Annotated in this window: 23 protein-coding genes; 13 read left to right on the forward strand and 10 right to left on the reverse strand. The window is 63.1% G+C overall.

Annotated features, from left to right (window positions below; translation table 11 throughout):
• Positions 1–3 precede the first annotated feature (3 nt).
• The 5 genes from TRP66_RS19145 to TRP66_RS19165 are packed head-to-tail and all read left to right on the forward strand — an operon-like array spanning position 4 to position 5,991.
• Entirely contained in the window at positions 4–1,233 is a 1,230-nt protein-coding gene (locus TRP66_RS19145) for a glycosyltransferase family 4 protein (RefSeq protein WP_333405934.1), read from the forward strand.
• Entirely contained in the window at positions 1,224–2,324 is a 1,101-nt protein-coding gene (locus TRP66_RS19150) for a glycosyltransferase family 4 protein (protein ID WP_333405936.1), read from the forward strand. Before TRP66_RS19145 ends, TRP66_RS19150 begins: the two co-directional genes overlap by 10 nt.
• The gene (locus tag TRP66_RS19155; protein ID WP_333405938.1) at positions 2,324–3,730 is read left to right on the forward strand and encodes an O-antigen ligase family protein; all 1,407 of its coding nucleotides are present in this window, start codon (positions 2,324–2,326) and stop codon (positions 3,728–3,730) included. Before TRP66_RS19150 ends, TRP66_RS19155 begins: the two co-directional genes overlap by 1 nt.
• A complete protein-coding gene (locus TRP66_RS19160; protein ID WP_333405940.1) occupies positions 3,727–4,548 on the forward strand; it encodes an acyltransferase in 822 nt (273 codons plus the stop codon). The genes TRP66_RS19155 and TRP66_RS19160 overlap by 4 nt, the downstream gene beginning before the upstream one ends.
• A gap of 15 nt (positions 4,549–4,563) precedes the next feature.
• Positions 4,564–5,991, forward strand: coding sequence for a lipid II flippase MurJ (locus TRP66_RS19165; protein WP_333405942.1), 1,428 nt, complete (start codon positions 4,564–4,566; stop codon positions 5,989–5,991).
• On the opposite strand, the gene TRP66_RS19170 is transcribed toward TRP66_RS19165, so the two are convergent.
• The 3 genes from TRP66_RS19170 to TRP66_RS19180 all read right to left on the reverse strand — a co-directional run bounded on the left by TRP66_RS19170 (position 5,988) and on the right by TRP66_RS19180 (position 8,431).
• On the reverse strand, positions 5,988–6,902 hold the full coding sequence (locus TRP66_RS19170) for a LysR family transcriptional regulator (protein WP_333405944.1): 915 nt from the start codon (positions 6,900–6,902) through the stop codon (positions 5,988–5,990). The two genes, TRP66_RS19165 and TRP66_RS19170, sit on opposite strands and share 4 nt — an antisense overlap.
• 48 nt (positions 6,903–6,950) lie before the next feature.
• Positions 6,951–7,622: an ATPase gene (locus tag TRP66_RS19175; RefSeq protein WP_333405946.1), complete on the reverse strand. Its 672-nt coding sequence runs from the start codon at positions 7,620–7,622 to the stop codon at positions 6,951–6,953.
• Positions 7,623–7,888: 266 nt separating this feature from the next.
• Positions 7,889–8,431, reverse strand: coding sequence for a DinB family protein (locus TRP66_RS19180; RefSeq protein WP_333405949.1), 543 nt, complete (start codon positions 8,429–8,431; stop codon positions 7,889–7,891).
• Between the two features lie 132 nt (positions 8,432–8,563).
• Here TRP66_RS19180 and TRP66_RS19185 point away from each other — a divergent pair, with 132 nt between their 5' ends.
• Complete coding sequence (locus TRP66_RS19185) at positions 8,564–8,704, forward strand: hypothetical protein (RefSeq protein WP_333405951.1); 141 nt, start codon at positions 8,564–8,566, stop codon at positions 8,702–8,704.
• An 11-nt stretch (positions 8,705–8,715) separates the two neighbouring features.
• Here TRP66_RS19185 and TRP66_RS19190 read toward each other — a convergent pair whose 3' ends face one another.
• Complete coding sequence (locus TRP66_RS19190) at positions 8,716–9,807, reverse strand: MBL fold metallo-hydrolase (protein ID WP_333405953.1); 1,092 nt, start codon at positions 9,805–9,807, stop codon at positions 8,716–8,718.
• A 206-nt stretch (positions 9,808–10,013) separates the two neighbouring features.
• On the opposite strand from TRP66_RS19190, the gene TRP66_RS19195 reads away from it, so the two are divergent.
• Positions 10,014–10,643, forward strand: a complete 630-nt coding sequence (locus TRP66_RS19195) for a TetR/AcrR family transcriptional regulator (RefSeq protein ID WP_333405955.1) — start codon at positions 10,014–10,016, stop codon at positions 10,641–10,643.
• Positions 10,644–10,647: 4 nt separating this feature from the next.
• Here the strand turns inward: TRP66_RS19195 and fahA are convergent, their stop codons facing one another.
• On the reverse strand, positions 10,648–11,964 hold the full coding sequence (fahA, locus tag TRP66_RS19200) for a fumarylacetoacetase (RefSeq protein WP_333405957.1): 1,317 nt from the start codon (positions 11,962–11,964) through the stop codon (positions 10,648–10,650).
• The gene (gene hmgA / locus TRP66_RS19205; protein ID WP_333405959.1) at positions 11,961–13,265 is read right to left on the reverse strand and encodes a homogentisate 1,2-dioxygenase; all 1,305 of its coding nucleotides are present in this window, start codon (positions 13,263–13,265) and stop codon (positions 11,961–11,963) included. Before hmgA ends, fahA begins: the two co-directional genes overlap by 4 nt.
• A gap of 111 nt (positions 13,266–13,376) precedes the next feature.
• Here hmgA and TRP66_RS19210 point away from each other — a divergent pair, with 111 nt between their 5' ends.
• Positions 13,377–14,174 carry an IclR family transcriptional regulator gene (locus TRP66_RS19210; protein ID WP_333405961.1) on the forward strand — a complete coding sequence of 266 codons (798 nt, stop codon included), beginning with the start codon at positions 13,377–13,379 and terminating at the stop codon, positions 14,172–14,174.
• Positions 14,175–14,180: 6 nt separating this feature from the next.
• On the opposite strand, the gene TRP66_RS19215 is transcribed toward TRP66_RS19210, so the two are convergent.
• Positions 14,181–15,116 carry a S66 peptidase family protein gene (locus TRP66_RS19215; protein WP_333405963.1) on the reverse strand — a complete coding sequence of 312 codons (936 nt, stop codon included), beginning with the start codon at positions 15,114–15,116 and terminating at the stop codon, positions 14,181–14,183.
• 213 nt (positions 15,117–15,329) lie between these two features.
• Between TRP66_RS19215 and TRP66_RS19220 the strand changes: the two genes are divergently transcribed.
• Positions 15,330–16,349, forward strand: a complete 1,020-nt coding sequence (locus TRP66_RS19220) for an NADP-dependent oxidoreductase (protein WP_333405965.1) — start codon at positions 15,330–15,332, stop codon at positions 16,347–16,349.
• 18 nt (positions 16,350–16,367) lie between these two features.
• Here TRP66_RS19220 and pyrF read toward each other — a convergent pair whose 3' ends face one another.
• A complete protein-coding gene (gene pyrF / locus TRP66_RS19225; RefSeq protein WP_333405967.1) occupies positions 16,368–17,066 on the reverse strand; it encodes an orotidine-5'-phosphate decarboxylase in 699 nt (232 codons plus the stop codon).
• A gap of 279 nt (positions 17,067–17,345) precedes the next feature.
• Between pyrF and eat the strand changes: the two genes are divergently transcribed.
• The gene (gene eat, locus TRP66_RS19230; protein WP_333405969.1) at positions 17,346–18,716 is read left to right on the forward strand and encodes an ethanolamine permease; all 1,371 of its coding nucleotides are present in this window, start codon (positions 17,346–17,348) and stop codon (positions 18,714–18,716) included.
• 134 nt (positions 18,717–18,850) lie between these two features.
• Positions 18,851–19,018: a DUF2897 family protein gene (locus TRP66_RS19235; protein ID WP_333405971.1), complete on the forward strand. Its 168-nt coding sequence runs from the start codon at positions 18,851–18,853 to the stop codon at positions 19,016–19,018.
• Positions 19,019–19,048: 30 nt separating this feature from the next.
• Here the strand turns inward: TRP66_RS19235 and TRP66_RS19240 are convergent, their stop codons facing one another.
• Entirely contained in the window at positions 19,049–19,804 is a 756-nt protein-coding gene (locus tag TRP66_RS19240) for a substrate-binding periplasmic protein (protein WP_333406052.1), read from the reverse strand.
• 295 nt (positions 19,805–20,099) lie between these two features.
• On the opposite strand from TRP66_RS19240, the gene TRP66_RS19245 reads away from it, so the two are divergent.
• On the forward strand, positions 20,100–20,642 hold the full coding sequence (locus tag TRP66_RS19245; protein ID WP_333405973.1) for an exonuclease domain-containing protein: 543 nt from the start codon (positions 20,100–20,102) through the stop codon (positions 20,640–20,642).
• Between the two features lie 78 nt (positions 20,643–20,720).
• Complete coding sequence (ppnP, locus tag TRP66_RS19250) at positions 20,721–21,002, forward strand: pyrimidine/purine nucleoside phosphorylase (protein WP_333405975.1); 282 nt, start codon at positions 20,721–20,723, stop codon at positions 21,000–21,002.
• A gap of 53 nt (positions 21,003–21,055) precedes the next feature.
• On the opposite strand, the gene TRP66_RS19255 is transcribed toward ppnP, so the two are convergent.
• A complete protein-coding gene (locus tag TRP66_RS19255) occupies positions 21,056–22,831 on the reverse strand; it encodes an ABC transporter transmembrane domain-containing protein (protein ID WP_333406054.1) in 1,776 nt (591 codons plus the stop codon).
• Between the last annotated feature and the right edge of the window lie 226 nt (positions 22,832–23,057).

The raw sequence follows: 23,057 nt of genomic DNA on the forward strand, positions 1-23,057 counted from the left end.
GCCATGCGCATTCTCTGGACGCTTCCCTACTTGCCGTGGCCGACCACTAGCGGCGGCAAGACGCGGGAATATCACTTGTTGCGCAATCTCGCCGCGCGCGGGCACCGCATCACGCTGCTGGTGCAATCCAAGACCGAGCTGGATGACAGCACCCGCTCGGCGCTGGAGCCCTGGCTGGACCGGCTGATTGTCGTGCCCCGGCGCCCGCGTCACAGCCTGAAGACCTTGCTCGCCGTGACCTTCGCGCCCGTGCCGATGCTGGCGAGCATCAACGGTTACGCGCCGGAGCTGGAGCGGGTGTTCAAAGAGCTGCTCAAGGAAGACTGGGACATCATCCAGTTGCAGCACAGCTACGCCTTCCAGCCGTTTGAACGGGCACTGCAACGCTCGGGCAAGCCTTTCGTCCTGACCGAACACAATGTCGAGTCAGCCCTGGGCGCGGCCAGCTATAACCTGCTGCCTCGCTGGGCAGGCGCCTTTGCGGCGTACGATCGCTGGCGCTATCGGCGCTGGGAGCTGCGGGTGTTCCGCCAGGTCGGTGAGCTGGTCTCGGTGACCGAGGATGACGCCAAGGTCTTGTCGCGCCTGAGCGGCAAGCCGACCTCGGTCGCCGTCAACAGTGTGGATACCCATTACTACGCCAGCGTGCTGCCGGATCGCTATAACCATCGTCTGTTGTTCATCGGCAACTATGAGTACGGCCCGAACGTGGATGCCGTCGAATGGGCGCTGGACGAGATCATGCCCAAGGTCTGGGCACTCTCGCCCACTGTGCGTTTCGCGGTCGGCGGCTTCGGCCTGCCTGAATCCTGGCGGGAGCGCTGGCCTGACCCACGGATCGAATGGGTCGGCTTCGTGCCGGACCTGCGTGCCTTGCAAGCCAGTGCGTCGATGTTCTTCGCGCCGCTGCGCCAGGGCGGCGGCTCCAAGCTCAAGATCCTCGAAGCGCTGGCCGCCGGCCTGCCGATCGTGACCACCGCGCAGGGCGTCTCGGGTCTGGCGGTCAGCAACGGCGAGCATTACCTGGGCAGCGAGGATGCCGATGAACTGGCGCGTCTGATCGCCAACAACATCCAGTGTCCGGTGATCCTGGCGAAGATCGGCGAGGCGGGTCGCGCTTATGTGCGCGACACCCATGACTGGTCGGTAACGGCCACCCAGCTGGAACATATCTATCACCGGCTGTTGTCCGCCCAGGGCAAGGCACAGGAAGGATCGCGCACATGCGTATAGGACTCGACTACCGCGCGGCCGCCGGTTATCCCTTCAGCGGCATCGGCCGCCAGAACATCGCGCTGGAACAGGCGTTCCGCTCGCATCCCGACGTGCAACTGCAACTGTTCGGCGTCGCGCCCCACGACCATCCGATCCGGCGCCACGTGCACGTGCCGCGCTGGGCAGCACCCATCGACGCGGTGCACCGGCTGCCGGAGCGGCTGCGCTTCGAGGGACTGTTCCTGCCGCGCGCGTTGCGCGACGCTGAAGTCGACATCTACATGGCCAATATCAACATGGGGCTGCCATTGGGTCGCAAACCGGCGGGCCTGCGCTATGTGCTGCAACTGCATGACCTGTTCCAGCTGACCCAGGACAACCACCACGGCTCGCGACTCAAGGCGCGGGTCTATCGCGTCACCGACCGGCTATCGATCCTGCATTCGCTGCGGGTCGCCGACCGGATCTGGACGGTCTCGCAGTTCACCGCCAACGAAGCCCAGCGGCTGTTTCCCTGGGTCCGGGACAAGCTACGGGTGGTGCCGCCGCTGGTCGAAGGGTTCAAGGGCGAAGCGGCGGACATCACTGACCTGCGGCTGCCGACCGGTTACTGGCTGTGCGTGGGCACCCGCGAGCCACGCAAGAACATTCCCTGGTTCGTCGACGCCTGGCATGCCGCTCGCCAAAGATCCGCAGCCATTCCCGAGCTGGTATTGGTCGGCGGCGACGATTGCCTGGCGCCGGCCCAGCGGCAGTTGCCGGGTCTGCATGCGGTCAGTGGCCTGAGCGATGCGCAGCTTCACGCCGTGTACCGCAATGCCGGCCGCCTGTGGCAACCTTCGCGCAACGAGGGTTTCGGCCTGCCGGTGATCGAGGCGCTGAGTGTCGGCACCCCGGTGGCGGTCGCGACCGGCTCGTCGCTGGACGAAATTGCTCCGCCTGACAGCCCGCGCTTTTCGCCGGTCGACAGCGGAGCCCTGATCAGCCTGATGGAAAGCCTTGCGCACGCCCCGCACGAAGACGCGGAGGCTGCCCGCGTCTGGGTCGCGCGTTACGACACCCAGACTTATCGCCAGGGTGTGTATGCCGCGCTGGAGGAGTTGCGCTGATGCCGATTGCGTTGCCCGTCGGGTTGCTGCTGAGCCTGATGTTCGGGGTACTGATCTGGGTGCTGCCGGTCGCCAAGGTCCTTGTGGCGCTGGCGGGGGTAGCGGCCGTCGTCAGCGTGCTACACCATCCGGTGCGGGGACTGCTGCTGTTCTGCTTCATCGGCGCGTTCGTGCCCTACTCGACGGTCCAGATCGGCATCCGCACCACGGTCTCCGAAGCACTGATCATGCTGACCTGGGGTGCCTGGTTGTTGCAGTCGATATTCCAGGACCAGACGCGGGTCCCGAAGATGCTGCGCCCGGAACGCTGGCTGGTGGCGTTGATGCTGTTCAGCGCCTTCCCGTTTCTGGTCGGGCAAGTGTCGATACCCCTGGAGGGCAACGGGCCGATCAACTGGGTACGCTGGCTGTTCAACCTCTCCGTGCTGTTTCTGGTACCCCGATTACTGACCGACCGCAGGGATCTGGACCGGGTAGTGGTCGCGATCCTGGGCGGAACGCTGCTGATGCTGTTGCTCTCGATCCCGGTGTACGTGATCAACCGTTCGGCGACCGCCATTACCCCGATTCTGGCGACCATGGGTTACGCGAGTATCGACGTGCTCAGCGACAGTCTGCTGTCGTTTGTCAACCGGATGGGCACACCCTGGATGCACCCCAACGTGGCCGGGGGCGCGTTTGCCATGATTCTGCCGTTGGCCTTCTGTTACGGCATGACCTGTAAAGGCCTGGGCCGCGCGCTGGGACTGAGCGTCGCTGCCATCGGCGCGGTCGGCCTGCTGTTGACCGGTTCGCGAGGCGCTCTGGTGAGCCTGGTGGCGGTGATGCTGTGGATGGCGCGTCATCGCATTCCGCATCTGGGCCGGCTATTGGTAGGCGGCGCGATGGCTGGCGTGGCGCTGCTGATGTTCTATCCACCCTTGCAGGAACGCCTGTTGGGCCTGTTCTCCAACGATGACACCAGCACCGCGGTCCGCTTTCTCGAATACAGTCACTTCCCCGATGCGGTCGCCACCTTCCCGTTCGGCATCGGTTTCAAGGTCGACCCGCCGGTTCAGGGCTACACCGACTACGGGATCTCGAATCTGTGGCTCAACTTCATCTACAAGATGGGGCTGCCCGGCATGGTACTGTTCATCGCTGCGACCTGGAGCTGGTGGAAACATGTACGGCCCACAGGGCAATCGATCGTTCTGACCCAGGACAACGCCATTGGCCTGGGCTGCATGATCGGTGTCATGGCGGCGCTGTTCAGCGGCCTGTTCGACCATTACTTCAGCTTCACCAATGTGCTGGTCGCGCTGTTCTGGCTGTTCGTCGGCATCAGCCTGCACGAAACCCGCAGGGTACGGGCCGCCGCTGTGCCCTCCTCAAAATCTCTTTCTGTTCCAGGAACCTCTTCATGAAACATCGCATGATGCATTCGCATGATCTGCGCGAAGCGCTGCCCGATTATGCCCTCAAGATGGGGGTACCTCTGGAAGAGCTGCAGGCCGCGTACGAGTGGATGCTCGCCAACGACGTGTGCTTCGAGACGCGCATCAAGGGCCGGACGCTGTCATTCATCTCGTACCTGAACATCGAGCCGCGCATCGAACACCCCTTGGCGCGACGCTTTTATCGCCTGCTGTCCCAGGAAACCCTGGGCGCGCTGATTCCGCTGTACGGCATCAACTGGCCGACGCTGCGCGATCGCATGCTGCGCGTCTGGGAGCAGCTGTACAACATGCTGATCTGCAAAATCCCCAGCCACACGCTGCGCCTGCTGTGGCTGCGGATGGGCGGAGCAAAGATCGGCAAAGGCTCGACCGTCTGGCGCAACACCGAAGTCCTGGGCGTCGACAGCCTGCGTATCGGCAATGACAGCACGGTCGGCTGGCACTGCCAGCTCGACGCACGCGGCGGTCTGGTGATTGGCGATCACGTGACCATTGCATCGCATGTGCTGATCATCGCCGGCGGCCACGACTTGCAGGCGCCGGAGTTCTGGGCTGTGGGCGGCCCAGTGTCAATCGGCGACTATGCCTGGATCTGCAGCCGGGCCTTGATCTCGTTCGGCGCCGAGATTGGCGAGGGCGCGGTGGTCGGCGGTGCCGCCGTGGTCTCCAAGCCGGTCCCGCCCTACGCCATCGTCGGCGGTCCCAATGCCGAGATCAAGGGCGAGCGGACACGCAATCTCAACTACAAAGTGGGCGGCAAAGGCCTGTTCACGCTGTTTCACTAAGCAGGCGCGACGATCATGCTGGGCTCCACCCTCTGGCTGACACTGGCGACCCTGACCGGACTGGCGGCGGGCTTTGCCCGAGAGTGGCTGCTGGTCGCGGCCTGGGGCGCGGGCGAGCGCAGCGATGCCTTCCTGGTGGCGATGTTTCTGCCCGAGGCGCTGCGCATGTCGCTGGCTGCCGGTCTGCTGAGCGCCGCGGCGCTGCCGCTCTATCAACAGCGCAGCGAGGACGCGCGCCAGCGCTGGCTCGGCGCGATGACACCTGCCCTGCTGGCTTTCGCGATAGTGCTGAGCGCGGTGCTCAGTCTAGGCTCAGGCCTCTGGACGCAAGTGGTCGGACCGGGCCTGGACGACGAGGGCCTTCGGCAAGCCGCCGGCGGTCTGCAATGGCTGGCGTGGTGTGCGCCGGGTTTTGTACTGCATGGCCTGCTCTGCGTGCCGTTGCAGGCGCAATCACGTTTCTTGCTGGCAGGCCTGGGTTCACTGGTGTTCAACGCACCGCCGGTGCTGTATCTGGCAGTCTTCAGCCAGTCCGCCACTCTCACCGGCGTCGCCGGTGCCTGCCTGCTGGGCAGCCTGCTGATGCCCGCGGTGCTGCTGCCCGCCCTTTGTCGGCAAGGCTGGCGGCCGTGGCGGCGGCATGCCGAGCCCGGCGCGCTGCGCGAACTGCTTGCACGTCTTGGACCCTTGTTGACCAGCAATCTCGCAAGCCAGGGACTGGCCCTGCTGGAGCGCATGGTCGCGTCGCTGCTGGGAGACGGCGCGGTCACCTGGGTCAACCTGGCCCGCAAACTGATTAATCTGCCGTTGATCGCTTTGATGAGCCTCAATCAGGTGCTCTTGGGACTGATGAGCGGCAGCGCGGCAGGTGACCAGCGCCTGTCGCTGCTGCGCCGCGGTCTGGCCAGTACCACCTTGCTCACTTTGCCTGCTGTCGTCGGCCTGATCGGCGCGGCCGGTGCGCTGGTGACCCTGCTGCTTCCCGGACAAAGCCAGAACGGCCCCTTGCCAGAACTGCTCGCCTGGTTCGCCGCACCGCTGATGTTCAGCGCCTGGAATGCCTTGCTGGCTCGCTACGCCTATGCAGCCGCGGACACCCGCTTGCCGCTCAACTGCGAGCTGCTGGGCAGCCTGTGCAACGCGCTGCTGCTGGGCGTACTGCCGTTCTGGCTGGGGCTGGAGGGTATCGCGGTCGCGGCCCTGGCCGGCGCCCTGCTCACAGGCTTGCTGCTCATGCGCCGCCAGGGTCTGACAGCTGTGGTGGCCTGGCGCAGCCACTGGATGCTGGCCTGCCTGACCATGATCTCGGCAGCCTTGTGGCTGCATCCGGTTCAGAACACCTGGCTGCAATTGGGTCTTGCTACCTTCGGCGGCGGGCTTCTGCTGATCGGTCTGGCCATCTGGCTCAAACCCTGGCGAGCAGCCGTCGACGCGGATTGCTAGAACGTCAGCTTGCCTTGCACCGAACAGATTTCCTTGAGGGTCTGGCGTAACCAGCGATGCGCCGGGTCCTTGTCGAAGCGCGGGTGCCAGGCCTGACTTACCGACACCTCTTCAAGAGTCAGGGGAATCTCGAACGCACGCATGCGCAGACCCAGACCCTTCATGTTCCACAGTACAGGTTCAGGCAGCGTCAAGATCAAATCCGACCCTGCCACGCCGAAAATCGCCGAGTGGAAATGTGGCGTGATGAGCGCGATGCGCCGCTCCAGACCGAGTTCCGCCAAGGCTGGATCGATGGGACCACGGGCAAGCCCGCGCCGCGAAACGCTGACCTGATCGTAAGCCGCGAATCGCTGCGCCGTGATGGGTGCGTCGAAGATCGGGTGATCCTCTCGCGCCAGCCCGCAGAAGCGCGTGGTGAACAGCGTCTGGACCTTGATCTCAGGCCCGAAATTGCGCCGCGAGGCCACGTACAGGTCGATGTTCCCTTCATGCAGCGCATCATCGTCGCCCGGCCCTTCCGGCACGAAGCGCAACGTACAACCGGGCGCGCTGGTGCGCATGGCCTCCAGCAAGCGAGCGCCGAACGAGCCGAAGAACACGTCATTGGAGCGCACGTTGAAACAGCGCTCCAGCGTGCTCATGTCGACTTCGTCCCGCGCCTGGAATACCTGCGCGGCCTGTTCCAGGAGTTCCCGGACCTGAGCCTGCATCGCCAGCGCGCGAGGGGTCGGTACCAGCCCTCTACCGGCGCGCACCAGGATCGGGTCGTCCATGGCTTCACGAATCCGGGTCAGGGTGCGGCTCATCGCTGCCGGGCTCAGGTGCATGCGCCGGGCGGCGCCGACAACGCTGCCCTCGTCGAGCAGCGCGTCGAGGGCGATCAGAAGATTGAGATCCGGCAGTTGCATGCGACTACGTCCATGAGATCGGGCGCCGGATGATACCCCGACCGGCTATCAGTTGGCAGCGATCCGCCCGGCCTGACGCGCGTTGAACAGGCTGTCGAGGGAGGTATCGAAGCGGTTCAGCGCGTCCAGTTGCAGCGAACGCTGGCTGTCGATCTGCGCGGCGATCTGCTCGGCGGCCTTGCCTTTGAGCCATGCAGCGGTCATATCCTCGACGCGAGCACCTTCGGCCTTGCCGATGAATTGCAACTGCGAGTCGTAGAAAGTCGCGGCAAATTGCGCCTCTACTCTGGAATTGCTCTGGGTCAGCAGGCGGTTGTAGACATCCAGCATCACCACCACATCAGGCTGGGCATTCAGCGCGCTGTCGAGGTCGTCGTAGACGGTCACCTGAGCGAAGCGCTCTTTCAGTGCGCCTTGAAGACGATCGATCGCCAGCTTCGGGTCGGCACTGCCGATGAATGCCTGGCGAATCCGACTGTCGAGCCGGCTATCGGCGGCGCCGCGAGACGCAACGGCCTGATACTGCTCCAGGTACTGAAGCGTGTTGACCGTGTTTTCGCTGTACAGCACAGCGACCTTCTGGGATGAGCGCAACTGCGCACCACTGTCGGCGACCGGCAGGAGCCGGCAATCGCCGCCCTGCGCCGCATAACCGGGAGCGGAGATCATGATGCCACCGATTAGGACGGCGGCCAGGGCCAACAGGTTCGAGAGTTTCATGATGGTGTGTCCTTCATCAGCTGCATCGGAGGCATGTCGCTATCCTCCTCTTTCGCGAGAAAAACAGAACTCGCATTCCTTGATGGTGACTATCGATTCAAGCAATGGGTTCACACTGATTGCACAGATGGTATTCATTTGGATGTCGGGTACCCGTGCGAGATCGCCAGCAAGCTGGCTCCTACATCATCGCGCGTAGGAGCCAGCTTGCTGGCGATAGGACCATCGCGCGTGGGAGCCAGCTTGCTGGCGATAGGACCTTGCCATCATCTGGGCCAGATGTCCTCTTCCGCCAGGCCAAGCGCCTGCATGTCCTTGCGTCTGAAAGGCTCGTCGGCGACCAGAAAGAACTCATCGAGCTGCGGCGGCGCGACGGAGGTTCCCGACAGCATGCAGTGCACCTGCCCGCGATGATGGATCTGGTGCTCGAACAGATGCAGCAGAATCCGGTCGATCCGTTCCCGCACTTCGCCTTCGGCACGGATCAACCGCACTTCGCGCTGGGCGTCGGAATCCGCAAGCCGTGTACAGAACTCCACCAGATCACGATCCTGTAACCGCTGTCTGGCGTTCAGTTCCGCAAACTCCAGCCTGACTGGCGGCGGCACATCCTGGCCCAGCAAATCTTCGTTGAGCGCGGCGAAGTAATAGACGTCCACTTCCAGAATGTGGCAGAGGGTCGCCTGGATCGACGGAAAGAATCCCGTGCGCGCCGCCCGATACTCCTCGTCGGTCAGCGCAGCACAGCTTGCAAGTAGCCGATGGTTGGCCCACAGATTATTCAGCGCCTGGGCGCGCAGGTGATGCATGACGACAGCCTGAACTCGACCAAGATGTCTTGAGTCTAGACAGCGCAAATGGCGTCTTGCGGACGCGAATTATCGAATCTTGTCCGCGCCGCGTTGACCAATACTACGAACGCCGGATAAGGGAGATGGGCCATGGCCGATGAATCCAAACGCGAAGACCTCGATCACAAACCGGAAAACGCCGGCAAGGTGGGCGAGAAGCAGAAGGAGCTCAACGAGAAAGGCGAGCAACCACGCCCTCGCACCGCGCCGGAGTCCGATCAGCCGACCTGATCGGCGCGGACTCAGGCGTTCTGCCCTTTTTCAGCGCACCCCAATGAGCGCCCGACCCGCTCTTTCGCGGGTTGAGCGGCTTCCTCAACGTCGAGCCACCAGGTGAGCCCACGACTCGGATAATCCAGATAGAACGGCTGCCCCATCATCGGCGTGGTGATATTGACGCTGCGTTCCCACGCCAGCGCGAGAATCCGGTCGAACGGCTCATGCCAGGCGTGCATCGCCAGATCGAAGGTCCCGTTGTGGATCGGCAGCAACCAGCGTCCGCGCACGTCAAGGTGAGCTTGCAGAGTCTGCTCCGGCTGCATATGGACCATGGGCCACTGCACGTTATAGGCGCCGGTTTCCATCAGCGTCAGGTCGAATGGGCCGTATTGATCGCCGATGGCCTTGAAGCCGTCGAAGTATCCACTGTCACCGCTGAAGAAAATCCGCCGCTGGCCGGCGATCATGACCCAGGACGCCCATTGCGTGAGATTGCTGTCGCGCAAGGTACGCCCAGAAAAATGCTGCGAGGGAGTGGCGACGAATTCCAGCCCTTCCACTTCCGTCAACTGCCACCAGTCCAGTTGCCGAACTTTTTCGGCCGGCACGCCCCACTGGATCAGGGTATCGCCTACACCAAGCGGCGTCAGGAAACAGCCGGTCTTGTGCACCAGACGGCCAATGGCGGCGCGGTCCAGATGATCGTAGTGATTATGGGACAGGATGACGGCGCTTAGCGGCGGCAGCTCGTCAAGGCTGATCGGCGGCTGATGGAAGCGCTGCGGGCCGGCCCACTGCACCGGCGACGCGCGCTCGGCGAACACCGGGTCGGTCAGCCAGAAACGATTGTGCAGTTTGAGCAGCACGGTGGAATGGCCCAGCCGGTAAACGGTGTTGTCCGGCGCTGCCAGCAACTGCTGGCGAGACAGCGGCTGCACCGGGATTTCTCCCGCCGGCCGCGTGTGCCTGGGTTTGTTGAACAGCTGATCCCAGAAGATGGCGAGGGTACGCAGTGTGCTCGATGGTGTCATGGGTGCACGATTGCGATAACGACCCTCGTGGCGGGACAAGGTGGGCAATGAGGACAGGTCCGATTGATTTTTTGTCGTGGCCATGAGGCGCTGCCTCCCGGTAGCGGGTAAAGAATGACGGTCAGGCTCGCAGAGCCGTGGTACACCGTGGAAAAGCGAAGCCGGCCTTCATGCAAAGGTGGGGACGCTTCGCTATTACACTACACGGTGTAGTTTTAAGCTTGCATGATCCTTGGTGATAAGTAAACTACCGAGTGTAATTTTCTCTAAACGTGTGTTTGAAGCCTGCCATGACCTCTGCCATTCGCCTTACCGATCAGAAACGTGAAGCCATCGTGATGGCCGCTATCGCGGAGTTTCGTGATCGTGGATTCGAGGTCACCAGCATGGACCGCATCGCGGCACGTGCCGAGGTTTCCAAGCGCACCGTCTACAATCATTTTCCCAGCAAGGAAGAGTTGTTCGCCGAGATTCTCCAGCGGCTGTGGAGCTGCGCGCCGCCACTGGCAGACGCGCCCTATCGGGCCGATTGCACGCTTCGCGAACAGCTTCGCAAGCTGCTTCGGCAAAAGATGGATACCCTGAACGACAGCAGTTTTCTGGACCTGGCAAAAGTGGTGTTCGGCGCGACGGTCCATTCTCCCGAGCGCGCACAGGCCTGGGTGGCTCGGTTGAACGAGCGCGAGGAAACCTTCTCGATCTGGGTTCGCGCCGCCCAGAAGGACGGCAGGCTCAAAGCGGTCGAACCCGGCTTTGCCGCGACCCAGATGCATGCGTTGCTCAAGGCCTTCGCATTCTGGCCGCAGGTCACGTTCAACGCCGGGCTGCTGAACACCGAGGAGCAGGAGCGGGTCATCGAATCAACGCTCGACATGTTCCTCGGCTGGTATGAAATTGCCGACGACGCGCGGCAAACCTGAGGATTCAGGCCCCTGACGGAGCGGGCAGCACACGCCCTCGACATTCGCCGAAACCGATACTCGCCTGCCCTTCCCTCCGGCAACGGGCGCGCAGGAGGATTTCGTCCCCATCTTCGAGAAAGAAACGCTCTTCGCCATTGGGCAGAACGACCGGCTGCCTGCCACCTTCGCTCATCTCCAGCAGGCTGCCATGCTGCCCAGCCTGCGGGCCTGACAGGGTCCCGGTACCGAACAGATCGCCCGGTCGCAGGGCGCAGCCGTTGACGCTGTGATGCGCGACGAGCTGGGCCGCGGTCCAGTACATGTTCAGCGTACTGCTGAGCGCCAGACGGTGCGGCGCCAGATGGTCACGGCGCATCCGTTCGGTAAGTATCAGCACTTCAAGCTCGATATCCAGCGCCCCGTTGCGTTGATCCGCTTCGTCGAAAAGATAGGCCAAGGGCTGCGGATCGCCCTCGGGTCGCCGGGGCTGGGCGCGGCGAAACGGCTCCAGGGCTTCGGGCGTCACCACCCAGGGGGAGATTGTGGTGGCAAAGCTCTTGGACAGGAACGGGCCCAGGGGCTGGTACTCCCAGGCCTGGACGTCGCGCGCGGACCAGTCGTTGAGCAGGCAGTAACCTGCGATATGGCGCGGCGCCTGATCGATGGCAATCGCTTCGCCCTGCCGGTTTTCCGGACCTATCCACACCCCCAGCTCCAGTTCGTAATCCAGCCGCCTGCATGGACCGAAAACCGGCTCCTGCCGGCCCGGGGGCAAGGTTTGCCCGGCGGGACGACACACCGGGGCGCCGGACACGCAAAGCGTCGAGGCCCGACCGTGGTAACCGATGGGCACGTATTTGTAATTGGGCAGCAGCGGATTTTCCGGACGAAACAGCTTGCCGACATTGGTCGCGTGGTGAATGCCGACGTAGAAGTCGGTGTAGTCGCCAACACGGGCCGGCATGTGCATGACGCACTCGCTGACCGGACGCAGAATGGTCGGGGCAGCGGCCTCCAGCCGCCCCCGTTCCGGCGCGGCGGCATCAAGCAGGTCGAGCAGAGCGGTGCGCAGCAGGCGCCGCGACTCGGCCCCCAGCGCGAAAAAATCATTGAGCTGGTCCCGGCTCGCGATACTCGCGATTTCCCTGGCTTGTTCGTCGATCCATCCGGCGTCGACCAGCGCCTGCAGATCGAGAATGAAATCACCTATCGCGACGCCGCCCCGCGGTCCGTTGTCCTTCCAGGCGAAGACTCCGAACGGCAGATTCTGCAACGGAAAGTCGGTGTGCTCATCCGCGCCCGGCACCCAGCTGCGGCGGTCTGAAATCGGTAGTGTCATTGCGTTTTCCTGGTAAAGGTCCGGCCCATGTTCGCCCAGCAGGCATCGTAATCGGCCTGCAGTTCGGCGCACTCCAGCGCGTAGCGGCCGGGGCGCAGTACCTTGCCGGTCTCGAACATGAAAGCCAGGGTGTTTTCGATCTTCTGCGGCTTGAGTTCGGCAGCCATTGCCTTGACCGCGCTGGCGTTGTCCGGGCCGTGAGCGCTCATGCAGCTGTGCAGCGAGGCTCCACCGGGCACGAAACCTTCAGCCTTGGCATCGTATTCGCCTTCAATCAGTCCCATGAATTCGTTCATCACATTGCGATGGAACCATGGAGGCCGGAAGGTATTCTCGGCGACCATCCAGCGCGGCGGGAAAATCACAAAATCGACGTTGGCCTGCCCGTGCACTGCGCTCGGTGAGGTCAGGACAGTGAAAATGGACGGGTCCGGATGATCGAAACTGACGGTGCCCAGGGTATTGAACCGGCGCAGGTCGTACTTATACGGTACGTTGTTGCCATGCCAGGCGACCACGTCAAACGGCGAATGGCCGAGCCGGGTCACCCACAGCTCGCCGAGGAACTTCTGGACCAGTTCTACCGGCCGGGTACTGTCCTCGAACCAGGCCACCGGCGTCAGGAAATCCCGCGGATTGGCCAGGCCGTTGCTGCCGATAGGTCCCAGATCCGGCAGGCGCAGCGATGCGCCATGGTTCTCGCAGACATATCCGCGAGCGCTGTCGTCCAGGAGATCGACGCGAAACTTCAAGCCGCGCGGCACAACCACGATCTCCTGCGGCGCCACTTCCAGCAACCCCAGTTCGGTGACAATCCGCAGGCGTCCCTGCTGAGGCACCACCAGCCATTCGCCGTCGGCGTTGAAAAATGCGCGCTGCATGGAAGCGTTGGCGGCATAGACGTACACGCTGATGCCCTCCGCCTGATCGGCCGGTGAGGTGCTGGCGAGCGAGATCAGGCCGTCGAGGAAATCCGTGGGCTGGTCCGGAATCGCAAAGGCGTTCCAGCGCAAGCGGTTGGGCGTGACGGGACCCTGCTCGCGCCCAAGGATCTGCCGGGGGGCTTTCTCGTAGCGCGGGTGAGCCGCCGACGGCTGGATACGGTACAGCCAGGTGCGTCTCGCTTCACTGCGAGGCACCGTGAAGGCCGTACCCGAGAGCTGCTCGGCATACAGCCCCAAGGGATGGCGCTGTGGAGAGTTTCTGCCTTGAGGCAATGCATCCGGCAAGGCTTGAGTACTGAACTGATTGCCGAACCCCGAAAGGTAGTTCAGGGGGTCGGCCGCGATAGGCGCTGACATCTTGACCTCTTGTTATTATTCATATCGTAAACGGGTTACGTAAAACGTAATTTGAGTTCAAGGTCTGGTCAAGCTATAAAGCTGGCCTTTTCAGTAACGGCGTACGGGTCGATGAGCGAAGACATTCACAGCCCTGCCGGCGCTCGGCAGCAGAAGGTGCAAGCGGCCGAGGTCGGCTTTGGCGTGCTCAAGGCGCTGGCCGAACTGGCGCCCAGCACATCCTTGACGCTGCTTGCCGAGCGCCTGGGCATGCCGGCCAGCAAGGTCCACCGTTACCTGCAGGCCCTGATTGCCAGCGGCTTTGCCGAGCAGGATCCGGCGACCAACCACTACGGCCTGGGTCGAGCCGCGCTTGAGACCGGCCTGGCAGCGCTCGGCACGCTGGACGTTCACAAGATTGCCGCGCCTCGACTCGCCACGTTGCGCGATGAGCTCGATCAGACCTGTTTCCTCGCGGTATGGGGCAACCGGGGTCCTACCGTGGTTCATGTCGAACCGTCACTGGGCGCAGTGACGCTGGTGACCCAGGTCGGATCGGTATTGCCGCTGCTCAGCTCGTCCACGGGGCTGGTCTTCGACAGTTTCCTCGGTCAGGCGCAGACCGCCCTGCTGCGCGAGGTTGAACTGCCGCTGCTGAATCGGGAGCAATCGGAAAGCGCGGTACGGCATGTCCGGCAGATCCGCGAGCACGGAATACACGAAATACAGGGCATGCTCATGCCCGGCATCAACGCGGCCTCGGCGCCGCTGTTCGCGACGGGCGACCGGCTGGCAGGCGTGGTGACCGTAGTGGGTTCCGGATCGGTGCTGACCGGTCAGACCCTGACAGCAGCGGCCCGCCGGCTGAAGGAGACCGCCAGACTGATCAGCGAACGGATGGGCGGTTCGATGCCCGAGCGTCTTGCGTAACCAGGCTCAATCTTGCCCGGCGGCGGCTACCCGCAGAACGCCCTCATCGGCATCCAGCGTGGCACGGGTCCCGAAGGCGACGGCCTGATTGAGCGTCCCGTGGCCGACCGGCAACCCGCCCAGCACCGGAATGCCGAGCCCTGCCAGACGTTCATCGAGTACATGAGCCGGTGTGATCGCGCCTGCCGAACCGGCCGGCACGCTGAAATCGCCCACCGCGATCCCCGCTACCCTCTGCAAGATTCCGCAATTGAGCAAGTGCGTGATCATGCGATCGACGCGATAAGCCGCTTCCCCGACCTCTTCCAGCAACAGGATCGCGCCGTCCAGATCCGGCATGAAAGGTGTGCCCACGCTGCTGCTCAAAATACTCAGATTGCCGCCTAACAGTACGCCCTCAACGCGACCGCGGGTCCTGACTTCCACCGTCGCGACATCCGCGTTCGCTGTCAGAACCGAAGGTTCAGTGGTCATCAGCGCCTGCCGCATACCCTCGGCAAACAAGGTGCCCTGCCCCAGCTGGGTAGCGACCGGACCATGCACCGTCGCCAGTCCAGCGTGCCGCCAGAGCGCACCATGTAGCGCGGTGACATCCGAGAAGCCGGTGATCAGTTTGGGGTCGCGTCGTACCGCATCAATATCCACTCCCTGAACAATGCGCTGCAAACCATAGCCGCCACGGTTGCAGAGCACGGCGCGAATCTGCGGATCGGCCAGCGCATCGTTGAGGTCCGCGAGACGATCTTCGTCACTGGCGGCATAAAACGAATGTCTTCCCAGGGCATGTGGATAGACCCTGGGCTCTAGTCCCCAGCTTTGCAGAATCCTTACGGCGGCCTCCACTTTGCCGGCGTCGACCGGCCCGGCCGGTGAAACCAGCGCCACCGGGTCACCGGCGCGCAGAACCTTGGGATAGAGCGTGGGGAGATGGATGCTGGACATTGCGAAACCCGGTCTTCGGCGATGGGCCAATGTAGTGCACGTACGCAGGTGACTCAAGCCGCAATCCTTCGCACGATGACCGTATCGGAACTGTTGCGACCCGCTCGGCCCGATCATCCAGCGCTATGAGCGGGCATTCCGCGCACGCTTGCGACTTGCCGAGGCAGCGCCCGGCGTCTTCAATCAATCCTTTCATTGACCCTAGGAGCCGCCATGACTCGCCCATCGAACCGTCGTTTCCTGCTCGCCAAGCGCCCTGTCGGCCATGTGACCCGAGAGGACTTCACCTTCGAGCAGGTGCCGGTAGCCGACCTCGCCGAAGGTCAGATTCTGATCAGGAACCGCTTTCTGTCACTGGACCCGGCCATGCGCGGCTGGATGAACGAAGGCAAATCCTATATCGCCCCGGTCGGGATCGGCGAGGTGATGCGCGCGCTTGCCGTCGGCGAAGTGATCGAGTCCAGCCATCCGGGCTTTGCCGTCGGGGACTTCGTGCAGGGCGCGTCAGGCGTTCAGGACTATTTCCTCGGTGAGCCCAAGGGTTTCTACAAGATAGACACGCGCCTCGCCCCGCTGCCGCTGTACCTGTCGGCGCTCGGCATGACCGGCATGACCGCCTACTTCGCGCTGCTGGATGTGGGCGCGCCGAAGAGTGGCGATACCGTAGTGATCTCCGGCGCGGCGGGCGCGGTCGGCAGCGTTGCCGGGCAGATCGCCAAAATCAAGGGCTGCAGAGTGGTCGGTATCGCCGGCGGCGAGCGTAAATGCCGCCTGCTCACCGAAGAGCTGGGTTTCGATGCGGTTATCGACTACAAGAGCGAAGACGTGCTCGAGGGACTGAAGCGCACCTGCCCGAATGGCGTGAACGTTTATTTCGACAACGTCGGCGGCGAGATTCTGGACGCCGTGCTCAGTCGTCTGGCGCTGCACGCGCGGGTCGTGATCTGCGGCGCGATCAGTCAGTACAACAACACCACGCCCGTCAAGGGCCCGGCCAATTACCTGTCGTTGCTGGTCAACCGCGCGCGCATGGAAGGCTTCGTGGTGCTTGACCACGCCGCGCGTTTCGCGGCGGCGGGTCAGGAGCTGGCCGGCTGGATCGCCGAAGGCAGGCTCAAGAGCCAGGAAGACATCGTGGAAGGTCTGGAAACCTTCCCCGAAACCTTGAACCGGCTGTTCAGCGGAGAGAACTTCGGCAAGTTGATCCTCAAGGTCGAAGACATTCCGGGCTGACCGCCGGCGGGGTGCGGCTTATCCCAGCTGTGCGACGACCGACGCCAGCGCTTGAGCCGGGTCGGCGGCCTGGCTGATCGGGCGGCCGATGACCAGATAGTCGGAACCGGCGTCCAGCGCCTGGCGCGGCGTCAGAATCCGGCGCTGGTCATCCTGGGCGCTACCCGCCGGACGGATGCCTGGAGTGACCAGTTGCAGGGCCGGATGAGCGGCCTTCAGCGCAGGCGCTTCCAGTGCCGAGCAGACCAGCCCGTCCATGCCGGCCTTCTGCGCCAGCGCCGCCAGACGCAGCACCTGCTCCTGCGGATCGACGTCCAGTCCGATGCCGGCCAGATCTTCGCGCTCCATGCTGGTCAGCACCGTGACGCCGATCAGCAGCGGCTGAGGTCCGCTACGCTTATCGAGCACCTCACGACAGGCCGCCATCATGCGCAAGCCACCGGAGCAATGTACGTTGACCATCCACACGCCCATCTCGGCGGCAGCCTTGACGGCCATGGCCGTGGTGTTGGGGATGTCGTGGAATTTGAGATCCAGGAAGACTTCGAAGCCCTTGTCGCGCAGGGTTTCGACGATGTCCGAGGCGCAACTGGTGAACAGCTCCTTGCCCACCTTGACCCGGCACAGTTTCGGGTCAAGCTGGTCGGCCAGCCTCAGGGCGGCGTCACGGGTCGGGAAATCCAGGGCGACAATGACAGGAGTCTGGCAGGCGGACATGAGCGTGTTCTCAGGTAAGTCGAAATCGGCGCGCATTGTAGCCGAACCTTGCCTGCCGCGGGACCCGTCAGCCGTCATTAACCGGCCGCTTTCTCGCGGACCGCCGGGCGGCGCACCAGCCTGATGCGTACAGGGCGGATGACAGCGTGCCCTGACTAGCCAAATGTTCCGTCCGCGACGCCAACGCGGCCAATACGACCCCGGCGACCGCGCTGGCATGCAGCCTGCAAGCCGCCACCATCAATTGTTTCTTCGATGCACGGACTCCAGGAGAACACCATGAGCACGCAACTCAAGCCGACATTGGGCACCTTTCATTTGTGGGGAATCGCGGTCGGGCTAGTCATTTCCGGCGAGTATTTCGGCTGGAGCTACGGTTGGGGCGTGGCCGGGACCCTCGGATTTCTGGTAACCGCGCTGCTGGTCGCCACCATGTACACCTGCTTCATCTTCAGCTTCACCGAATTGACCACTGCCATCCCCCACGCCGGCGGTCCGTTTGCCTACAGCCGACGCGCTTTCGGGGAAAAAGGCGGACTGGTCGCGGGGCTGGCGACGCTCATCGAATTCGTCTTCGCCCCGCCGGCCATCGCCCTGGCGATCGGCGCTTATCTCAATGTGCAGTTTCCGGGTCTTGATCCCAAGCACGCGGCGGTCGGTGCTTATCTGGTGTTCATGACGCTGAACATTCTCGGCGTGAAGCTGGCGGCGACCTTCGAACTGATCGTCTGCGTGCTCGCGGTGGCCGAACTGTTGGTGTTCATGGGCGTGGTGGCGCCTGCGTTCAGCTTCAGCAACTTTGCGCTCAACGGCTGGGCCGGCTCGCAGACCTTCGGGCCGGAGGCAGTTGCCGGCATGTTCGCCGCCATCCCCTTCGCCATCTGGTTCTTCTTGGCCATCGAAGGCGCGGCGATGGCGGCCGAAGAAGCCCGCGACCCCAAGCGGACCATTCCCAAGGCTTATATCAGCGGCATTCTGACCCTGGTGGTGCTGGCGCTCGGAGTCATGCTGTTCGCCGGCGGAGTCGGGGACTGGCGCACCCTTTCCAACATCAACGACCCTTTGCCCCAGGCCATGAAGGCCGTGGTCGGCGAAAGCTCCGGCTGGCTGCACATGCTGGTGTGGATCGGATTGTTCGGCCTGATCGCCAGTTTCCACGGCATCATCCTGGGCTACTCGCGGCAGTTCTTTGCGCTGGCGCGAGCCGGTTACCTGCCCGCTTCCCTCGCCCGGCTGTCGCGTTTCCAGACGCCGCATCGCGCGGTGCTGGCCGGCGGCGTGGTCGGTGTCGCCGCGATCTACAGCGACGGACTGGTCAATCTGGGCGGCATGAGCCTGACCGCGGCGATGATCACCATGGCGGTATTCGGCGCCATCGTCATGTACATCATGAGCATGCTCAGCCTGTTCAGGCTGCGCCGGGTCGAGCCGGGTCTTGAGCGCAGCTTCCGCGCGCCAGGTTACCCGGTGGTGCCCGGCATCGCGCTGGCGCTGGCGGTGGTCTGCCTGGTGGCGATGGTCTGGTTCAACCCGCTGATCGCACTGATCTTCCTGGTGTTCATGGTGGTCGGTTTCGTGTACTTCCTGCTGACCGCCCGGTCCCGGGCCGAAGCCCCCGCTGACGCAATGCTGAGCGGGTCGCAGGTTTGAGCGGCAAGCGGCAAGCGGCAAGCCTCAAGCTTCAAGCTTGTAGCTTGTAGCTTGCAGCTTGCAGCTTGTAACTTGCCGCTTGAACCAATGAGCAGCGCCGTTGCTCAAATCGTTACGATAGCGAGGAGAGCCTTATGCCCTGGTATGCCTGGTTGATTCTGCTGGTAGCGATCGGCTCGATCGTCGGCGGTTTGCTGATGCTGCGCGATACGGCCAAAAAACTTCCCCTGACCGAGGAACAGCTCAAGCGCGTCCATGAACGAAATGCGGAAATGGATGCCAAGGAAGCCAAGGATCGCTGATCCGACGAGCGACACCGTCCGGTGTCGCTCTCAACCGCCGGGCGCGTTCGGGCCGTACAGCACCTTGATGTGCCATGGCTCGAAAATGCTTGCCAGCACTCCGTTCTCACGCAGCCTTTCGAGCAGCCGGCTGAAATGCGCCGCGTCGATATTCGCACCCGGTCTGAGCAGGGCGTACTGCCGGTAGACCTGATCGACCCGTTCCGAGACCATCAACTGCCGGGCGTCGCCACGATAACGCGCCATGAAATCCGTGAGGTATGAGCGTGTGACCGGAGCAACATCAGCACGCCCTCGCGCGACCATCAGGACGTTGCTGTCGTGCGAGTAGGTAAGCGTGACCTTGAACTTGTCATTGAGATAATGCGGATCGGCGTTGAAGTCGGCGAATCCGTAGTGGTATCCGCTGAATAGCGCCAGACGCTTGTCCGACAGATCATCGAAATACTCCTGCCCCCGCCCCTCGGCCCGCCGGGCTACGAACACCTCGGCATCTTCGAGCCCCATGTCCACCTTGTCGTAAGCGATGCCTGCCCATCCCCAATCGGGGTTCTCGAAGATGGCCATGTCGATTCGACCCTGGATCAGGTCCCGATAACGACGTGGCACCGAAGCGGGGACCGTAACGAACTGATAATCCTGCTGCAGAGCGTTGAGCGCCGCGACCAGCTTGATCAGCAGCCCGCTGTCGACACCCTGCTCGGGGCGTACGACGTAAGGAGGAAAATGGACTGCCGCGATTTTCACGACGCGCGCCGCGATCACCTCACCGCTCACAAGGGCCATCACGACCCCGAAAACGACGATACGCAGCGAGCCAAAGATTGTCAGTCGGGACTTCTTCATAACACCGGCATCGATCAGAAAGCTACACGCTATGCAATTTACATGGGATAGACAAACGGCGATACCGCCAAATGCCATTAAATCGCCATCTCTCATAAAGACAGTCGTGATACTGGCTGCGGCACCAAAATCCGAATCGGGGGTCGATAGCTGGGGCCAGACGGACGAGACGGCCGCGCATACCCGACCGAAACTGGCTACGCTGGTCCCATCGACGCTCAAAGGATGCCTGAGAATGCCGCACTGGCTGGTGATTGACCTGGAAGCCACCACCGAAGAAGGCGGGTGGCCGGTCGCGGAAATGGAAGTCATTGAAATCGGCGTCACCCTGGTCAACCAGGACGGACGGGAAATCGATCATTTCGAGCGCTTCGTACGGCCCGTGCGCCGGCCCTTGTTGACTCAGTTCTGCCGCGAGCTGACCCACATCAGCCAGAGCAGTATCGACGCCGCGGCGCCCATGACCACGGTCTGGCCCCAGTTCGAACGCTGGCTGAGCCATCACCGGGCGCGGGTCGTCGGCTGGGCGAGCTGGGGCGATTACGACCGCCGCCAGCTCGAGGAGGAATGGCGCCAGCACCGGCTGGAAAGCGCGCTGACCAGCCTGCCCTACGTCAACCTCAAACAGCGTTTTGCCCAGGCCCGTCAGCTGCAGCGGCCAATGGGCCTGAACAGCGCATTGCAGCTGGCTGGCATGCAGTTCAGCGGTCAGCAGCACCGGGCGCTGGTCGACGCCCGCAACACCGCGCGTCTGCTGCCGCTGATTCTCCCTAACTGATCCGCGCGGCGGGTGACGAGGCCGGGCGCCTTGGGCATACTGAGCAGCCTTTTTTCAGCCCCTTACAAGGAATCGCCCATGTTCAAGGTCAACGAGTATTTCGACGGTACCGTCAAATCCATCGCGTTCAGCCAGGCTGAAGGCCAAGCCACCATCGGCGTGATGGCCGCCGGCGAATATGAGTTCGGCACCGCCCAGCGCGAAATCATGCACGTGATTTCCGGAGAGCTGGTCGTGCGCCTGCCGGGCAGCGAAAACTGGGAAACCTACAGCACCGGCAGCCAGTTCCACGTGCCGGCCAACAGCAAGTTCCAGCTCAAGGTCAGCGTCGACACCGCCTATCTGTGCGAATACCGCTAAGCAGGCATTTGCTTGCGACCCGCTCCCGCCTGCCGGACGCGGGTCGTCAATGTTTAACCTTCGCCTTCACTCCCGGTATTGAACTGCAGCGCCGCCAGCCGCGCATACAGCGGGTTGCTGTCGATCAGCTGCGCGTGAGTACCGACCGCGACCAGGCGCCCCTGATCGATCACGGCAATGCGATCGGCGTTCTGCACCGTCGCCAGCCGGTGCGCGATGACCAGTGTGGTGCGCCCCTTCATCAGCGCAGGCAGTGCCTGCTGGATCAAATGTTCGCTGTGGGCATCGAGGGCGCTGGTCGCTTCGTCGAGCAGCAGAATCGGCGCGTCTACCAGCAACGCTCGGGCGATTGCCAGCCGTTGGCGCTGCCCCCCCGACAATCCCGCGCCACCCTCACCCAGCCGGGTCTGGTAACCGTCGGCCATGTCGAGGATGAATTCGTGAGCATGGGCGACACGCGCCGCGGCCTGGACCTGCTCGAACGAGGCGTGCGGGTTGCCGTAGCGAATGTTGTCTTCGACGCTGCCGACGAACAGCGCCGGATTCTGCGCAACCTGGGCGAAACAGCGGCGCAGGTCGCGCGGATCGAGCCGGCCGATCGGGGTGCCGTCCACCAGGATGCGTCCCTGCTGAGGGTCGTAGAAGCGCAGCAGCAGGTCGAACAGAGTCGATTTTCCAGCACCCGAAGGCCCCACCAGCGCCAGGGTTTCCCCCGCCCTGATGCTCAGGGTGAAATCATCCAGCGCATTGCGCTGGGGCCGTGATGGGTAAGCGAAACTCACGCCTTCGAGCGTCAGGTGGCCGGCCACCTTCGACGGCAGGCTGACCAGGCCCTGCTCCGGCGCGGTGATTTCACTGCGCGCCGCGAGCAGCTCACTGATCCGTTCGGCCGCGCCGGCCGCGCGTTGCAGCTCGCCGATCACTTCGCTCAAGGTGCCGAAGGCCATGCCGACGATCAACGCATAGAACACGAAAGCGGCCAGCTCGCCGCTGCTGATCGAACCTTCGATCACGTCCATGCCGCCAACCCAGAGCATGACCGCCACTGCGCCAAGCACCAGCACGATGACCAGCGTGATCAGCCACGAGCGCTGCAGAATACGCTTGCGCGCGGTTTCGAACGCCTGCTCGGCGGTCTGGGCGAAGTGCGCCTTGTCGCGCTGCTGGTGGTTATAAGCCTGAACCGTCTTGATCTGGCCCAGCGTCTGCGCCACGTAGCTGCCCACGTCGGCGACGCGGTCCTGGCTCTGTCGGGAAAGCGCGCGTACCCGGCGACCGAACAGCAGGATCGGCGCGATGATCAGCGGCAGCGCGATCACCACGATGCTGGTGAGCTTGGGATTGGTAATGAACAGCAGCACGATGCCGCCCAGCACCATGAGGGCATTGCGCAAGAACATCGACAGCGAAGACCCGACCACCGATTGCAGCAGTGTGGTATCGGCGGTCAGTCTGGACTGAATCTCGGAGCTGCGATTGCTTTCATAGAAACCGGGGTGCAGATCCACCAGGTGATCGAACACTTTTTTGCGCAGGTCGGCGACCACCCGCTCGCCGATCCACGACACCAGATAGAACCGGGTGAAGGTGCCGACCGCCAGGCCCATCACCAGCAGCATGAAGAGTCCGATGGAGCGTTCGAGCAGCACTGCGGACTGAGTCATGAAGCCCTGGTCCACCATCATCCTGATGCCCTGCCCGATGGACAAGGTAATGCCGGCAGTGAGAACCAGCGCCAGCAGTGCGCCCGCAGCCTGCCAGCGATACGGAGAAATGAAGCTCCAAGCCAGGCGAACAGCTTGCCGCTGGCGTCGGGAAAACAGCGAAATGGTCAAAAGGTACCTGCTTGTCTGGAAGTGCTTGAATCGCAGAGCCTACACCTGTAGTCATAGAGAATCTGCGCGGATGTTCAACTCAGTCGTGAACTTTTCAAAGCGCAGTCGGGTCATGAGCTATGGCCGTATGACAGCAGGCGCGGACCGGCGACAGCCGCCCGTGAATGACCTGAGTCCGTCTGGCCGACTTGCGTACGAACGGTTGAAAGATGTCACGGCA

Source organism: Pseudomonas sp. JDS28PS106 (genome assembly GCF_036706555.1).
Lineage (GTDB): Bacteria > Pseudomonadota > Gammaproteobacteria > Pseudomonadales > Pseudomonadaceae > Aquipseudomonas.

What these genes read in the sequence shown, in the direction of transcription:
- TRP66_RS19170 (WP_333405944.1), bottom strand. Translation starts at nt 6,902, where the DNA reads ATGCAACTGCCGGATCTCAATCTTCTGATCGCCCTCGACGCGCTGCTC.
- TRP66_RS19240 (WP_333406052.1), bottom strand. Translation starts at nt 19,804, where the DNA reads ATGGCCCTTGTGAGCGGTGAGGTGATCGCGGCGCGCGTCGTGAAAATC.
- TRP66_RS19190 (WP_333405953.1), bottom strand. Translation starts at nt 9,807, where the DNA reads ATGGCCACGACAAAAAATCAATCGGACCTGTCCTCATTGCCCACCTTG.
- TRP66_RS19185 (WP_333405951.1), top strand. Translation starts at nt 8,564, where the DNA reads ATGGCCGATGAATCCAAACGCGAAGACCTCGATCACAAACCGGAAAAC.
- TRP66_RS19155 (WP_333405938.1), top strand. Translation starts at nt 2,324, where the DNA reads ATGCCGATTGCGTTGCCCGTCGGGTTGCTGCTGAGCCTGATGTTCGGG.
- TRP66_RS19175 (WP_333405946.1), bottom strand. Translation starts at nt 7,622, where the DNA reads ATGAAACTCTCGAACCTGTTGGCCCTGGCCGCCGTCCTAATCGGTGGC.
- TRP66_RS19220 (WP_333405965.1), top strand. Translation starts at nt 15,330, where the DNA reads ATGACTCGCCCATCGAACCGTCGTTTCCTGCTCGCCAAGCGCCCTGTC.
- TRP66_RS19150 (WP_333405936.1), top strand. Translation starts at nt 1,224, where the DNA reads ATGCGTATAGGACTCGACTACCGCGCGGCCGCCGGTTATCCCTTCAGC.
- TRP66_RS19145 (WP_333405934.1), top strand. Translation starts at nt 4, where the DNA reads ATGCGCATTCTCTGGACGCTTCCCTACTTGCCGTGGCCGACCACTAGC.
- ppnP (WP_333405975.1), top strand. Translation starts at nt 20,721, where the DNA reads ATGTTCAAGGTCAACGAGTATTTCGACGGTACCGTCAAATCCATCGCG.
- hmgA (WP_333405959.1), bottom strand. Translation starts at nt 13,265, where the DNA reads ATGTCAGCGCCTATCGCGGCCGACCCCCTGAACTACCTTTCGGGGTTC.
- eat (WP_333405969.1), top strand. Translation starts at nt 17,346, where the DNA reads ATGAGCACGCAACTCAAGCCGACATTGGGCACCTTTCATTTGTGGGGA.
- TRP66_RS19215 (WP_333405963.1), bottom strand. Translation starts at nt 15,116, where the DNA reads ATGTCCAGCATCCATCTCCCCACGCTCTATCCCAAGGTTCTGCGCGCC.
- TRP66_RS19195 (WP_333405955.1), top strand. Translation starts at nt 10,014, where the DNA reads ATGACCTCTGCCATTCGCCTTACCGATCAGAAACGTGAAGCCATCGTG.
- TRP66_RS19180 (WP_333405949.1), bottom strand. Translation starts at nt 8,431, where the DNA reads ATGCATCACCTGCGCGCCCAGGCGCTGAATAATCTGTGGGCCAACCAT.
- TRP66_RS19160 (WP_333405940.1), top strand. Translation starts at nt 3,727, where the DNA reads ATGAAACATCGCATGATGCATTCGCATGATCTGCGCGAAGCGCTGCCC.
- TRP66_RS19165 (WP_333405942.1), top strand. Translation starts at nt 4,564, where the DNA reads ATGCTGGGCTCCACCCTCTGGCTGACACTGGCGACCCTGACCGGACTG.
- fahA (WP_333405957.1), bottom strand. Translation starts at nt 11,964, where the DNA reads ATGACACTACCGATTTCAGACCGCCGCAGCTGGGTGCCGGGCGCGGAT.
- pyrF (WP_333405967.1), bottom strand. Translation starts at nt 17,066, where the DNA reads ATGTCCGCCTGCCAGACTCCTGTCATTGTCGCCCTGGATTTCCCGACC.
- TRP66_RS19210 (WP_333405961.1), top strand. Translation starts at nt 13,377, where the DNA reads ATGAGCGAAGACATTCACAGCCCTGCCGGCGCTCGGCAGCAGAAGGTG.
- TRP66_RS19245 (WP_333405973.1), top strand. Translation starts at nt 20,100, where the DNA reads ATGCCGCACTGGCTGGTGATTGACCTGGAAGCCACCACCGAAGAAGGC.
- TRP66_RS19235 (WP_333405971.1), top strand. Translation starts at nt 18,851, where the DNA reads ATGCCCTGGTATGCCTGGTTGATTCTGCTGGTAGCGATCGGCTCGATC.